Genomic DNA, 14,125 nt, shown 5'->3' with positions numbered 1-14,125 from the left:
AGCTAAACAAGGCAGCGCCAGGCTGCGGTTCCCTTGTTTAGTGGTACGCAGGTGCGGAGCTAAGGCTTGTAAGCTCCGCGCCCGGGCGTACGCTGAGACAAAGTAGTGCGTGATCGAAGTTTTCATGTTCATGGGACCACACTTTCCTTATTCGTTAGTCCCGCTCAGTCAGCCAGCTGGCGACTGCAGGCGTTAACAGCTTCTGAGAACGCCCGCCCACGAAGACACCAATGTGCCCCCCGGGAAATTCCATCAGCTCCTTGTCTTTGGAGCCGATTTCATCATTAATCGGCTTAGTCGTTGCCGGCGGCACAATATGATCGTGCTTGGCATAGATGGTCAGTACCGGCATGTTGATGTTTTTCAGCTTCACCTCACGACCACCCAGCTCAAATTCGCCTTTGATGAGCTTGTTGTGCTGATACATATCCTTAATGAAACGGCGGTAGGTCTCTCCGGCCTGTGCCGGGCTGTCGGCAACCCAGTGCTCCATGCGCAGGAAGTTCATCAGCTTGCCTTTGTTGGCCATGGTTTGGGGCAGCGCCATGTACTTACGTGCCTTATTCATTGGCTTGAGCAGGTCAAAACCGGTATTGAGGAAATCACCGGGGATTATGCCGCCGAAGCCATCCACAATTGCATCCACATCCATATCTTTAGCCCACTTGAAGAGCAGCCCTTCTTCGTTATCGAAGTCAACTGGTGTGACAAGGGTGACCAGGTTTTTGATTTTTTCGGGGAACAGAGCGGAATAAATCAGGCTGAAAGTCCCTCCCTGGCAAACGCCAAGCAGGTTTACCTTAGCCAGTCCGTGGGCTTCGCGGATGTAATCCACGCAGTCGTTAATATTCCCGAGGATGTAGTCCTCCATTTTTTTGTAACGGTCCACCTTAGTTGGGTAGCCCCAGTCGATCAGGTAAACGTCCAGCCCTTCGCTAATCAGTTTACGGATAAAGCTGCGGTCCGGCTGCAGGTCCATCATTTCCCAGCGGTTGACCAGAGCGTAAGAGACCAGAACGGGTGTTTTGGTAGCCGGTTTGTCCTCCCTCAGGAAATGATAAAGTTTGACTTTGCCGTCTTCCCAGACAATTTCCCGAGGTGCCGTAGCCACATCCACATCGTGGACGCTGTTGATATTGCGCAGCGCATCAGAAGCCGTATTGACTTGTTCGAGGAGCTGATCGCTGACGTTATTGGATGCCGTTGTACTCATTGGTTGATTTTTTACCTGGTTATGGGTGTGGCCCGGGCAGGGCAGCCAGCCGGCATATCCCGGTTAGCAGCCCTGAAAGCCTCGTGTTGATTATTTAAGTAAAGCCTTGGCCTGCCTGGCCCAGTTGTCGCGCTTGGCCCGCCCCTGAAAAGCACCAAGCAGTTCGTCAATCATATCGTATTCAGAAGCGCCCATCTGAGCCACCTGCTTAAAGGTGTAAACCCCCAGGTCATTGAGCATCGTCTCCAGCTTAGGACCTACGCCCTTGATTTGCTTGAGGTCGTCGGCATCCGAAGCCGAAGCGATACCGATTTTGTCCATCAGTGATTTCTTAAGGCTTCCGCCTTCAGCGGGCGTTTTTTTTTCGACGGCAGGCTTGCCGTTCAAAAGCATGGCTTTTTCCAGTTCAGCCAGCCGGTGCTCCAGCGAACGGACTTTAGTACGGAGAGCCGACGCCTCCTTAGCGATATCGTCCCCATCGGTATGCGTAAGAAATGGCATATCGGCATACATCAGCTCCATAAGGCGGCCATTGTCTTTCTTGATGCTGGTCGCCAGCGCCGACACTTCGCTTTGAAGCTTGGAGTACTCTGATGAATGCAGGACTTCAAGCATAGCCGCCTCCAGCTTATTGATGTAAGCCTGGAAGAACGCCTGGAAATCCGGCATTTCGGCCTCCTGCCTGTACTTTTCAGCAAACTCGCGCAGGGTGTCCGGCATTGCAAACTGCCCGGACTCGTAAACCTTGGACTGCATTTCGGCAGACTTCAGCACGAACGCAATGTACTGGAACTGAATATCCTGCAGCGTTTTGGAAATTTCTGTTTCCCGGCCCTGCGCTGCGATATTGTTGAATGGCGCCAGTTGATCCCGCAGGCGGTTGTTGAATTCGGCAGCCATTTCAAAGAAAGGCATGTTGCCTGCATTGCTGAAAGACTCCATTTTCTCCTTCCAGCTATCGCTTACGGTTTTCCAGTCGCCCGACTGATCGCCCATGTAGGACATCATGTTGGTAAACCATTTGTTCACCTGTTCAATGACCTCACTGGTATTGCCCACAGGGCGGAAGCCCATCATCTGATTGACGAGTTTCTGGTAAGCTTCGGCGTTAAAGTACTTGTTTACCATATCGCCATCGTAGAGCCCGTTTTTGAGCAGGCGTTGCAGCGGTTCCCAGTACTTTGACATAAAGTTGTAGCTATCGAGAAAGCCCGTATAGTGAGGCCGCATATTGAAAGGCATCTTGTCCAGCACCTGAGCACTGAACCAATCCTGCCCGCCGTTCATCCACTTGTTCCAATTCGACATATTCTCCTGGAAAAACTGCGTGGAATTGCCAAAGCTGTCGGCACCCGGAATTTGGAAGCCCATTTTACCAGCGTTGGACTTGAAAAAGTCCGCCCACTTTTGGGTAAACTCCGTTTGAATCTGCATGTACTTGCGCAGGTGCTCCGGGGTTTGCTGCAGCATTTCCTGAGGGTTGCCTTTCATAGCCTCCTGGAAAAAAGCCTGTTGCTTGTTGTACCATTCCTGAAAAAGCGCCTCTCCGGCTTTGGCAGGGTCAGCCTGCTCTTGCTGAAAAGGCTTCGTCATCTGGTCAGATAATTTTGACCAAAATTCCATTGCTTTTTTCTGGCCCTCTAGCAAGGTATCGAATTGATTACTCATGATTGATTGGTTTTAAAAGTGGAGGAAGGGGCTTGGGCGGTATCAATTAGCGCTCATGTACTCCTGCATCACCTTACCGTTAGCTTTGGTGGTATCATAGAAGGCCTTCATAGAATGCTGGTACAGTTCGCCAAGCTTCTTGGTGCGCTCCTGTGTGGTTTCCATGGTGTTGCCAGACCACATGTTCTTAAAGTACTCTGCTGACTTCTTGTACAGCTCCATGCTTACCTCCATGTTCTTAGTGTAATCAGCTGTGAAAGCGTTCCAGAAGTCCTTCTGATAAGCTTCCATTTTTTCTTTAGAAGCCATAGCTTCCATCATTTCGGAAGTCTTGGTATAGTATTCGTTCATCAATTCGCCCGCCTTGTCAGACAGATCGGATGATGGTGTCATCATTTCCATCCAGGCGTTGGTAAATTCTGTCATTGTGTTGAACAGTTTAGACTGATTGTCCATCAGCTGATCGTAGAAAGATTTTGTAGAAGCCATGATTAGTATCTTTTTAGTGGAAGAGAATGTGTGTTTTTATTGATAGGTTAAAGGTACGCAGAGCTGAATCGGGGATCAATAGGCTTTTTTATATGTTTCACCCTGACTAAAAGACTTGAAGACACAACCATTAATCATAACTATATGCAATTCAATGGATTACATCACTAAAAACAAACATTGACTTAATTTTTAAAGCCCTTGATAATTAATTCCTACACCTTTTTAAGCTGCTCGTATAAAAGCAAAAGCCCGGAGCGATGCGAGCGCCCCGGGCTGGTACATAACCAATTTTTAATAAACCTTATACTTTCTCAATGATGATGGAAGAAGCGCCACCACCGCCATTGCAGATGGCTGCCAGGCCGCGCTTGGCATTCTTTTGCTGCAGTACGTTATTCAGTGTTGTAATGATGCGCGCACCACTCGCCCCCAGCGGGTGCCCCAGGGAGACCGCACCACCAAAGACATTCGTTTTTTCTACTGGCACGTCCAGCATTTTATTGAAAGCCAGCGTAACTACCGCGAACGCTTCATTGACTTCAAAATAATCAATATCATTCATGGTAAGCCCGGCCCGCTTCAGCGCAATGGGTGCTGCTTTAGTCGGAGCAGTGGTAAACCATTCCGGTTCATGTGCGGCATCTGCAAAACTGACCACTTTAGCCAGGGGCGTCAGATTCAGTTCTTTGAGCTTTTCTTCGCTTACCAGTACCAGGGCAGTGGCCCCATCATTAATGGTGGAAGCATTGGCAGCCGTGACCGTACCATCTTTAGTAAATACCGGGCGCAGCGTAGGTACTTTTTCAAACTTCACCCGCTTAAATTCTTCGTCTTCCGTAATCGCGATCGGGTCGCCTTTACGCTGTGGCACGTGTACTGCCACTATTTCGTCCGCAAAAACGCCGGAGCTGGTGGACTCTGCAGAACGCTTGTAGGAAAGCATCGCGAATTCGTCCTGCTGCTCACGGGTAATCTCGTATTTCTTCGCTGTGGCATCCGCACATACGCCCATCGCTACCTGCTGATAGGCATCCGTCAGGCCATCCTTAAGCAGGCCATCCACAATTTGGCCGTGCCCGTATTTATGGCCGTAGCGCGCTTTGGGCACGTAGTAAGGAATGGCACTCATATTCTCCATCCCCCCAACCACAACAAGGTCCTGATGCCCCAGCATAATAGACTGTGCGCCGAACATGATAGCTTTCGCGCCTGAGGAGCACACCTTATTTACAGTCGTACAAGGCACTGTATTCGGAATACCTGCTCCAAGCGCCGCCTGACGTGCCGGCGCCTGACCGAGATTGGCCGAGCAAACGTTGCCCATAAAGACCTCTTCGACCTGACTGGCATCCACACCAGCCTTTTCCAGTGCGCCCTTAATGGCCGCTGCACCAAGGTCCGTTGCTGAAACATTGGCGAATACGCCACCAAAACTTCCCAGTGGCGTACGAACAGCGGATGCGATATAGACTTCTTTCATTTTCGGTTAGGATTTGATAAATTAAATTATTTAGATATTTATATGTAAAGGTCGGAAAATAAAAAGACTGCTGCAAGGGGCAGGCATTCGTCCACATCATTAATTATCACCTTAAAATATTGGTGATGTGGCTTTTATATTTTTTTACGGCGCTGAAAAAGAATGAAGTCAACCCCTTTCACTCCTGCTACAGAATCAGGAATAAACCGCCTTTCCCTACTTTTGAACGCATCAGAACTCAATTTGACTGACCTTTTAATACTGAATTATGAATAAATTGAAGGAAAAAGTAGCGATCGTCACCGGCGGCGCAATGGGCATTGGCAAGGCTACCGCTATCCGTTTTGCCGAAGAAGGCGCCAAAGTTGTCATCTGGGATATTAACGAGGAAAAAGGCAAGGCGCTGGCGGACGAGCTCGACGGCTTATTTTTCAAGGTGAACACCACCGACCTCTCTGCCTGCGAAGCTGCCGCCAAAGCAGCAGCGGATGCCTGCGGGCAAATCGACATCCTCATCAACAACGCGGGCATCACCCGGGATGCCACAATGAAAAAAATGAGCACTGATCAGTGGCAGCAGGTCATCGATGTCAACCTGACCGGCGTGTTCAACTGCACTAAAGCCGTTTTGCCATATATGCTGGAGCGGGAATACGGCCGTATCGTGAGCGCCGCCTCCGTAGTCGCGCACAATGGCAACTTCGGTCAAACGAATTACGTAGCCACCAAGGCCGGCGTCATCGGTATGACCAAGGTGTGGGCCAAGGAGTTTGGCCGCAAAGGTATTACCGCCAATGCCGTGGCACCGGGCTTCATCGGTACCGAAATGGTGCTGACCATCCCTGAAAAGGTAATCGACATGCTCAAGCAAAAGACACCGGTCCCACGCCTGGGCGAGCCTTCGGAAATTGCCGCCGCTTATGCTTTCCTGGCTTCAGATGAAGCCGCATTCATTAATGGCGCTGTACTGAACGTTGATGGTGGCGTAACTTTATAAGTGATTTTTCAGATACTGGTAAAAGCACTGCCTGTCAAAGATCAGGTGGTGCTTTTTTACCTTATGGGGATCGCGGCTTTCATTTTGCCGCTGTATTCCCGGAAAAACTCAGCAATTTCCGGCAGCTGCTGATAAGACAGGAAAAACAACAGAGCCAGCACTCCGTATAAGAGCACCACCTGCAGGTTCAAAATGGTTTTGGGCGTAATAGGCTTTTTCATACGATAAATAGTTTAAATCCAAACACCACAATTTACATTAAATATCAATAAAAAACTAAAATACAAAACAAAATATTAAACAACGATCAAATGAAAGAACAAAAATAAATCCACTCCCAAATTAACCTCTCCCGTCTTCTCCACCGGTCGAACATTGCACCAACGCCAGCACTTTAATTATTGAACACCTTAATAAAACTTAGTGTAATTTTTACATTAAGTTTCTTGGAGAAATCCAATGCATTCCGTATTATTCAATCCTACAAAACCCTATAAAGAGGATGTCCCGATTAGTCATCATTTCCAACCGATTGCCTGTAACGATAAAAAAAGAAGCCGGAGACCTGATCTACCACCCCAGCGCCGGAGGGCTGGCTACCGGCTTGAATTCCCTGGACGAATCCTTCGAAAAAATATGGATCGGCTGGCCCGGCCAGGATATTAAAGACGAATGGGAACGCGAGACGGTGCGGCAAGACCTCAAAAAGGATGGTTTGTTTCCGGTTTTCCTGACTCAGGAACAAATTGAGCTGTACTACGAAGGCTACAGCAACAAAACCATCTGGCCGCACTTCCACTATTTCACGCAGTATACCTCCTACCGGGACCACTACTGGGAAGCCTATCAACAAGTCAACCGGCAATTTGCCGATGAAGTAATCCCGCTCATCAAAGAGGGTGACCTGGTCTGGGTACACGATTACCAGCTCATGCTACTGCCTGCCATGATCCGGGAGGCTTACCCTGATGTGTCCATTGGCTTTTTCCTGCACATCCCTTTCCCGTCCTACGAGGTATTCCGCATTCTCCCCTGGCGTAAGGAAATCCTGGAAGGCATTCTGGGGGCTGATCAGATCGGTTTCCACACCTTCGGCTACATGCGGCACTTCCTGAGCGCTGTCTACCGGATCTGCGGGTTTGAGCACCACTTCGGCATGCTAACGGTGGGCGACCGCCTGGTCAACGTCGATATGTTCCCCATGGGCATCGACTATAATAAATATGCTCATCCTGAACCGGCAAGCGAGGAATCGGAAACGGCACAAAAAATCATTCAGCTTGCCGAGGAGCAAAAACTCATCATCTCTATCGACCGCCTCGACTACTCAAAAGGCATTCCCCAGCGTGTGCGGGCTTACGCCAACTTCCTGGAGAAGCATCCGGAGTACCGGGGCAAAGTTACCCTGGTAATGATCGTAGTGCCATCCCGGGCCAATGTTTCCCAGTACCAGGCCCTGAAGCAGAAGATTGACAACCTGGTAGGCCGGGTAAACGGTGAATACGGCAATTTCGGTTGGGTGCCCATTCAGTACTTTTACCGTAGCCTTGACTTCGGCGATTTGACAACGCTTTATAAAGTAGCTGATATTGCGCTAATTACGCCCCTGCGCGATGGCATGAACCTGGTGGCTAAGGAATTCATCGCCAGTAAGGAAGCTTCTAAAAATGGCGTGCTTATCCTAAGTGAGATGGCTGGTGCCCATAACGAGCTCCACGACAGCATTACCGTCAACCCACAAGACCGTCAGGATATCACCAAAGCCCTGCTTCAGGCTCTTACAATGGACGAAGCAGAACAGGCAAAGCGCCTGGAAGGCATGCAGGAAAAGCTTAAGCAGCACGATGTACGCAACTGGGCTGCCACTTTCATTAATGAACAAAAAAAACTGATGGAGTCGCAAAAAGAAAATATTGTGAAACGAATAGACCGTGATTTAAGAAAAGAAATTGTCAAAGATTACCACGATGCCGAGAACCGGCTGATTATCCTTGATTATGATGGCACGCTTATGCCATTCCATAAAGACCCACAGGCTGTGGTGCCGGGAGAAGAGGTCATCAATCTGCTCAAGGCCCTTTCCAGCCACCCGGGCACTAAGCTGGTCGTCAACAGCGGCCGGGACCGCACCACCCTCGAGAACTGGCTGGGCCATCTCGGTCTGGATATGGCTGCCGAGCATGGTGTTTGGATGAAGCGTGACGGAAAATGGCAAAGCAATCCCGGCCTGACCATCAGCTGGAAAGCTAAAATCCGGCAGGTACTGGAGAACATGGTCGAGCGAACACCGGGCTCCTTTATTGAAGAAAAAGATTTCTCCATTGCCTGGCACTATCGCCGCATCGATCCTCAGTTGGGTGAAAAGCGGGTGCGTGAATTCCGGGATGTCCTCCTATACCTCACGGCCAATGACGACCTGCAGGTACTTGAAGGCAACAAAGTCGTGGAAATCAAAAACGCAGGTGTCAGCAAAGGCAAAGCCACAATCAACTGGCTGGAGGAAGGCAAGTGGGACTTCATCATGGCCCTTGGCGACGACCATACCGATGAGGATACGTTCAAGGCGCTGCCAGACACCGCCCACACCATTAAGGTTGGCCTGGATAAGTCTGTAGCCCGCTACAATCTGCTTTCTGTAGAAGATGTGCGCCGTTTCCTGGGCCGCTTCACGGAATAACCTTCATCGGAGAATCCCCTGCTTCTGTCCATTATTTTCGGCGAAAGGCGGCGGCTTGTCCAAATTTGGGTAAAAACAAACTATGATCACTGGCTTTATCCGGGGCTTCACTGCCTACTTCGATGCCATCCGGCTGACTTCCCGCTACAATCTCTGGGGGTATGTGCTTGCTCCCGGTTTAGTGAGCCTGTTATTAGGCGTGGGGATTTTTTACAGCGCCTGGACGGCCAGCGATGATATCGCCCAATGGCTCATTGACTTTTATCCCTTTGACTGGGGTAAAGGTGCGCTGGAGACCATTGTACAGATTTTTGGCGGTGTCTTTGTCCTGGCCATGGGGCTATTGCTCTTTAAACACCTCGTATTAGCCCTCTCCTCTCCTTTCATGAGTTTCCTGTCTGAAAAAATAGAAAAGCAACTAAAGGGGCATCACCAACAGGTGCCTTTTTCGGTCAGCAAAGCACTACGGGACTTAGCACGCGGGCTCACCCTGGCGCTTAGAAATATTGTCCGGGAATTATTCTTTACCCTGCTGCTGTTTTTGCTTGGGATATTGATCCCAGTACTCAGCCCTGTGATCGCCTTCGCCATATTCGGGGTACAAGCCTACTATGCCGGCTTTGGCAACCTGGACTTCACGCTGGAAAGGCACCGGGATGTAAGAGGCAGCATTGCTTTTGCACGAGCCAACCGTGGGCTATGCATTGGCAACGGCGCCGCTTTTCTCCTGCTCTTGTTTTCTATTGTGGGCTTTCTGTTTGCACTGCCTCTGGGCACGATTGCCGCAACCAAAGAGGCGGTCAGGAGGCTCTAACCCGCTATCAAACCGGCTCCCAGTAAATCTTGTGGTTGGGGTACTCTTTGTGGAACTCGTACTTCAGCACATCATGGGTGGTGATGATGCCAACCAAATCTCTGTCTTCATTAACGATGGGTAGCCCATGAAAGAGGTTTTCCAGAAAAACCTCCGCCGCTGCACCTATTTTATCGTTGGGACCAAGCGTGGCTACCTTAGTCGTCATTACTTCTGAAACCTTAACTTGTTTGTATTCATCCTGGCACCGGCCAAGCCGCACCAGGTCGAAGGACGTTATAATTCCGACCAGGGTATGGCCTTCTACCACCGGAATATGGTGGACGTGCTTAAAGAAGAGGATGTCTTTGACAACTTCCAGGGTATCCTGCGGGCGGACAGTGACTACTTTTTTAGTCATAATCGAGGAAATGGGCTCGTTCATCATAGCATGAAGCATTTGGTGTTATCTCATGCTATAAATTACGCATTTATTTTGCATTTCAAAACAAACACCAAACAAAATCTCACCCACTCAGGCAGTCGCCGGTAAAACGAAGGGCTATTTCCTAATCATTAATGAATTTATACCCCACTCCCCTTACAGAGAGAAAATACTCCGGATTTTTAGGGTCTGCCTCAAAGTACTTTCGGAACGACAGGATAAAATTGTCAATAGTCCGTGTGGAGGGGTACACATCATAACCCCAGACCGACTGCAGGATTTGCTGCCGCGAGACGACTTCGCCCCTGCGGTCGACGAGCAGTTTCAGCAGCATCGCCTCTTTTTTAGTCAGGGTAAAATGCCCGGGGTTGCCTTTGGCTTCGTAGGTCGCAAAATTGACCCAGTTGCCTCCAAATTCATATTCATCCGGCGTATTGTCGGGGCTTTTGCTCGTCCGCTTGATCAGGTTATTGACGCGCAGAAGCAGCTCCTCCAGATTGAATGGTTTGGTCAGATAGTCATCTGCGCCTTTTTTCAGGCCTGATATCCGGTCCTGAGCAGTGTCCTTGGCAGTGAGGAACATGATCGGCACTTCACGGTTGGTCAGGCGGACCTGCTCGCAGATTTGGAAACCATCCACTTCCGGTAGCATCACATCAAGGATCAGAAGGTCAAAATGCTGCTCTTTGGCGTACTTGAGAGCATCCTTTCCGTTATCGGCAGCAACGACCTCGTACTCTTCCATTTCAAGATTGAGCTTAATGACATCCTGAATGTTCTCTTCGTCCTCAACGAGTAATATGCGCATAAGCTATTTATTGGCTTTGTGTTTTTGACATTTCTACAGACCGTTGCGCTGCCTGCTTATCCAGCCGTTCCGCGGGAAGTTCGATCTTAAAAACCGTTCCCTTCGGTTGATTATCTTCTACGGATATCCGGCCATCATGAGCGGCGACAATTTGCTGCACAATGTATAAACCCAAACCTGTACCTTTTGTTTTGCGCGTATCTTCGTTCCCAATCCGGTAGAACTTCCCAAAGACCTGTGGTTTTTCTTTATCCGGTATCCCGTACCCCTGATCTGCGAACCGGAGAATCAATGCATCTGGTGTTTCTTCCAGGCTCACTTCAATATCTGCGGGCTTTGGGGAATACTTCACGGCATTCTCCATCAGGTTGAGCATAACCGAGGTCATACCGGTGCGATCGCCCCGGAAAGGGCTGATTGCCGACCGCTTCTCAAAGTGGAACCGGGCATCCGGATATTTGGAGTCCAGCGTTTCAATCAGGTCTTCCAGGATTTGGGGTAAGTCCAGTCCTTCCTCGTGGGGTTTGTACGCGGCTTCGAGCCGGGCGGATAACAGCAGATCACTGACTAAACCATTAAGACGTTCGGTTTCCAACAGCGCACTACGGATGAGGCGTTCTGATTTTTCCGGAGGCAAACTCCGCCGTTGGAAGGTTTCCAGTACCAGGCGTATGGAAGCAATAGGCGATTTCAGCTCATGGGTGATAGACAGCAAAAAGTTGCGCTGCTGCCGGGCCGCTTCCATTTCCTTATTATAAGCCCGGTTGATCAGGTACATCCCGACCAAAAGCGTGAGAATGATAACACCAGCCTCGCCGAGTATCATATACTCCTGCCGGGTGTATTGCTGTTTGAGCTCCAGGTATGGCGCTGACTGTAAGAAGGCTGCTTCGGACTGAACGGTGCCTTCCGCTACCATGATCAGGCGCATTTTGTCCCGTTTGGCGGCAAAGGCATCGCTGTTTTTGGTGTACAACAGCACCGACCACCAGGCAAAGGCCATCATCATATAGGCGATGACTACATAAGACAATAAACGCAACCTTACATTTCGCCGGTTTTCCATCACTTTGAGGTTTTAAAAACCATATGCAGGCACTTCTCCATAATGGAAGCGGCTTCATCAAGGTCTTGTTCGGTGTGGGCAGCTGAAACGAAGCCTACCTCGTAGCCGCTTGGGCCCAGATATACGCCACGCCTGAGCAGCTCCCGGTGCAGATTTTTGAAATGCTCCATACTTGCGGCATCAATTTGGTCTGCCCGCACTACCCGGTCGCGGGTGAAGGCCAACCAGAAAATAGAGGCTATCTGCTGCACATGCATCGGCAAATCATGCCTGAGGGCAAAAGCCTGAAGACGGTCTGCCAATCGCTTGGTTTTGGCTTCCAGCCCTTCGTAAAAGCCAGGCTCCAGCAGCTGCTTTAATGCTGCGTACCCAGCTGCCATCGCTACCGGATTGGCAGATAAAGTGCCGGCCTGATAAACGGGGCCGTCGGGAGAAATATGGCTCATTACCTCATGACTGCCGCCGTACGCGCCTACCGGCATACCTCCACCAATAATTTTACCATACGTGATGATATCCGGCTGAATGCCATAATACCCTGCTGCCCCTTCAAATCCGACCCGGAAACCAGAGATCACCTCATCGAAAATGAGCAGCACACCATATTTATAGCACTTCAGGCGCAGGCACTCCAGAAAAGAAGGGTCCTGAAGCAGCAGGCCGTTATTGGCAGGCACAGGCTCGACTATGATGCAGGCGATGTCGTCGCTGTATTTTTGCAAGGTCTCCTCTAATAGCTTACGGTCATCCAGAGGCAGCACGATGGTCTCTTCGGCGAATGCCCTGGGGATACCCGCAGAAGTGCTTTCCCCGAAGGTAGCCAGGCCCGACCCCGCCTTCACCAACAGGGAATCAACGTGACCGTGGTAGCAACCTTCAAATTTGATGACTTTACTTTTACCGGTAATGCCCCGTGCCAGGCGCAGCGCTGACATCACGGCCTCTGTGCCCGAGCTGACAAAGCGGATTTTATCGATATAGCGGTTGTTGTTAACTATGAGCTTCCCCAGTTCATTGCCCAGGCGGGTCGGTGTACCGAAGGAAGTCCCCTTCGCTACAGTCTCCGTGACCAAGTCGCGTACTTTGGCATTATTATGCCCCAGAATGAGCGGTCCCCAGGAGCAGCAAAAATCGATATAGGTATGGTCATCCTCATCGGTAATGCGGCACCCCTGCCCTTCCTTTATGAACAAAGGCGGACCATAGACAGACTTGAAAGCCCGTACGGGAGAGTTCACCCCGCCCGGGAAATAGTTTTTGGCCTCCTCGAATAATGCTGCCGAACGCGTCCTGTTTTCCAGGGAGATGGTATCCATATCGATTTTTTTTCTGATTGTGCCAAAGGTAACGAATCTTAGGTAGAGCAGTTGTCAGCCACTGGTAAAGTGTGTTTAACAAATTGCACAAAACAGAAAGTGACCACCGGCTATCAATACCAGGGGGGCAACCCTCTGCATTTAAGCGCGAAAGCTGCTGGGGTAGAGCTTCCCGCTCTGCTCCAGCTTATCCAAGAATACCATACCGTAAAGCAAGACTCTATCGAAAGACGGCAAATGAAGATCTGCATTTAAGCGCGATAGCTGCTGGGGTAGAGCTTCCCGCTCTGCTCCAGCTTATCCAAGAATACCATACCGTAAAGCAAGACCCTATCGAAAGACGGCAAAATGAAGAGACGTCAGGCTTTCTACCGGGCATGGCCCCTGACAGAATTAGCCGCCGCCTACCAAAAAGCCGGTTATAAAAACATAAAAATCTTAATGGGAAACAAAGTGGATTTTACCAGCCTGTACTCCTTGCCCCGGGCTGGCAAAAAGGCGGAGCAGGAGAAAAGGGTTAAGAAGCTACCTCAACATTTTCAGCGAGTGCCTTACCCAAAAATTTGAGCATATACCGCTTCACCGTTTCACGAACATTTAAGAAGACCGCTTCGACCTCCTGATCTGTGCCTGTTGCTTTCGCAGGGTCCGGAATACTGAAGTGGATCTTTTTACCGAAGTGGACACCTTCAAGTGTAGCCTGAGAAACTTCATCACAAACCGTGATCAGGTAATCAAAGTGCTGATTGCTGAAATCATCAATGGATTTGGCAACATGCTCGCTCATGTCGATATTATCCTCCTCCATCACTCGCACAGTGTAAGGGTTTAAATGTTGAGCCTTGAGCCCTGCGCTGTAAATATCGAGCTTCCCGCCGGAGTAGAACCTAAGATAGCCCTCTGCCATTTGGCTGCGGCAGGAGTTGCCAGTGCAAAGCACTAATACCCTTTTCATTGCAGTGTATTTAATGTCTGGTTAACACAAAGTTAACATTAAATACGGACAATAGAAATGCCGGAAACAGAATTGCGAAGTCTCATCGGGTTGACCGAGCTTTCAGTCAGGGAAAAATACCGGAAATATAAAAGGTGGCTCTCAATCTGCCTTTTCCTTTGCGGATCTGGCAAATGAGATTCTCGACAAATCTGGTATGATAGGAATTTAACCAA

Annotated in this window: 13 protein-coding genes; 3 read left to right on the top strand and 10 right to left on the bottom strand. The window is 49.7% G+C overall.

The genetic code is table 11. From position 1 onward, the window contains the following. Positions 1–154 precede the first annotated feature (154 nt). The 4 genes from phaC to IX84_RS21470 form a co-directional block, all read right to left on the bottom strand. Positions 155–1,213, bottom strand: a complete 1,059-nt coding sequence (gene phaC / locus IX84_RS21485) for a class III poly(R)-hydroxyalkanoic acid synthase subunit PhaC (protein ID WP_044225651.1) — start codon at positions 1,211–1,213, stop codon at positions 155–157. A 90-nt stretch (positions 1,214–1,303) separates the two neighbouring features. Next, entirely contained in the window at positions 1,304–2,881 is a 1,578-nt protein-coding gene (locus IX84_RS31335; RefSeq protein WP_052516277.1) for a poly(R)-hydroxyalkanoic acid synthase subunit PhaE, read from the bottom strand. Between the two features lie 42 nt (positions 2,882–2,923). Beyond that, entirely contained in the window at positions 2,924–3,370 is a 447-nt protein-coding gene (locus tag IX84_RS21475; protein ID WP_044225648.1) for a hypothetical protein, read from the bottom strand. A gap of 304 nt (positions 3,371–3,674) precedes the next feature. Further along, positions 3,675–4,853, bottom strand: a complete 1,179-nt coding sequence (locus IX84_RS21470) for an acetyl-CoA C-acyltransferase (protein WP_044225645.1) — start codon at positions 4,851–4,853, stop codon at positions 3,675–3,677. Positions 4,854–5,121: 268 nt separating this feature from the next. On the opposite strand from IX84_RS21470, the gene IX84_RS21465 reads away from it, so the two are divergent. Next, positions 5,122–5,850, top strand: coding sequence for a beta-ketoacyl-ACP reductase (locus tag IX84_RS21465; RefSeq protein ID WP_044225642.1), 729 nt, complete (start codon positions 5,122–5,124; stop codon positions 5,848–5,850). Between the two features lie 56 nt (positions 5,851–5,906). On the opposite strand, the gene IX84_RS33580 is transcribed toward IX84_RS21465, so the two are convergent. After that, positions 5,907–6,071, bottom strand: a complete 165-nt coding sequence (locus IX84_RS33580; RefSeq protein WP_160213872.1) for a hypothetical protein — start codon at positions 6,069–6,071, stop codon at positions 5,907–5,909. Between the two features lie 281 nt (positions 6,072–6,352). On the opposite strand from IX84_RS33580, the gene IX84_RS21460 reads away from it, so the two are divergent. Both IX84_RS21460 and IX84_RS21455 read left to right on the top strand, forming a co-directional pair. After that, a complete protein-coding gene (locus tag IX84_RS21460) occupies positions 6,353–8,527 on the top strand; it encodes a bifunctional alpha,alpha-trehalose-phosphate synthase (UDP-forming)/trehalose-phosphatase (RefSeq protein WP_044225639.1) in 2,175 nt (724 codons plus the stop codon). An 82-nt stretch (positions 8,528–8,609) separates the two neighbouring features. Then, entirely contained in the window at positions 8,610–9,341 is a 732-nt protein-coding gene (locus IX84_RS21455; RefSeq protein WP_044225638.1) for an EI24 domain-containing protein, read from the top strand. A gap of 7 nt (positions 9,342–9,348) precedes the next feature. On the opposite strand, the gene IX84_RS21450 is transcribed toward IX84_RS21455, so the two are convergent. The 5 genes from IX84_RS21450 to IX84_RS21430 form a co-directional block, all read right to left on the bottom strand. Next, positions 9,349–9,768, bottom strand: a complete 420-nt coding sequence (locus IX84_RS21450; protein ID WP_052516276.1) for a CBS domain-containing protein — start codon at positions 9,766–9,768, stop codon at positions 9,349–9,351. A gap of 121 nt (positions 9,769–9,889) precedes the next feature. Next, positions 9,890–10,573, bottom strand: coding sequence for a response regulator transcription factor (locus tag IX84_RS21445; RefSeq protein WP_044225634.1), 684 nt, complete (start codon positions 10,571–10,573; stop codon positions 9,890–9,892). A gap of 7 nt (positions 10,574–10,580) precedes the next feature. Further along, positions 10,581–11,639, bottom strand: a complete 1,059-nt coding sequence (locus IX84_RS21440; RefSeq protein WP_044225631.1) for a sensor histidine kinase — start codon at positions 11,637–11,639, stop codon at positions 10,581–10,583. Then, the gene (hemL, locus tag IX84_RS21435; protein ID WP_044225629.1) at positions 11,639–12,955 is read right to left on the bottom strand and encodes a glutamate-1-semialdehyde 2,1-aminomutase; all 1,317 of its coding nucleotides are present in this window, start codon (positions 12,953–12,955) and stop codon (positions 11,639–11,641) included. The genes IX84_RS21440 and hemL overlap by 1 nt, the downstream gene beginning before the upstream one ends. Before the next feature lie 517 nt (positions 12,956–13,472). Continuing rightward, complete coding sequence (locus IX84_RS21430; RefSeq protein WP_044225626.1) at positions 13,473–13,910, bottom strand: arsenate reductase ArsC; 438 nt, start codon at positions 13,908–13,910, stop codon at positions 13,473–13,475. Positions 13,911–14,125: the final 215 nt, after the last annotated feature.

This window comes from Phaeodactylibacter xiamenensis, assembly GCF_000759025.1.
In the GTDB taxonomy this organism is placed as follows: domain Bacteria; phylum Bacteroidota; class Bacteroidia; order Chitinophagales; family Saprospiraceae; genus Phaeodactylibacter; species Phaeodactylibacter xiamenensis.
This window is presented reverse-complemented; position numbering and strand designations above follow the sequence as displayed.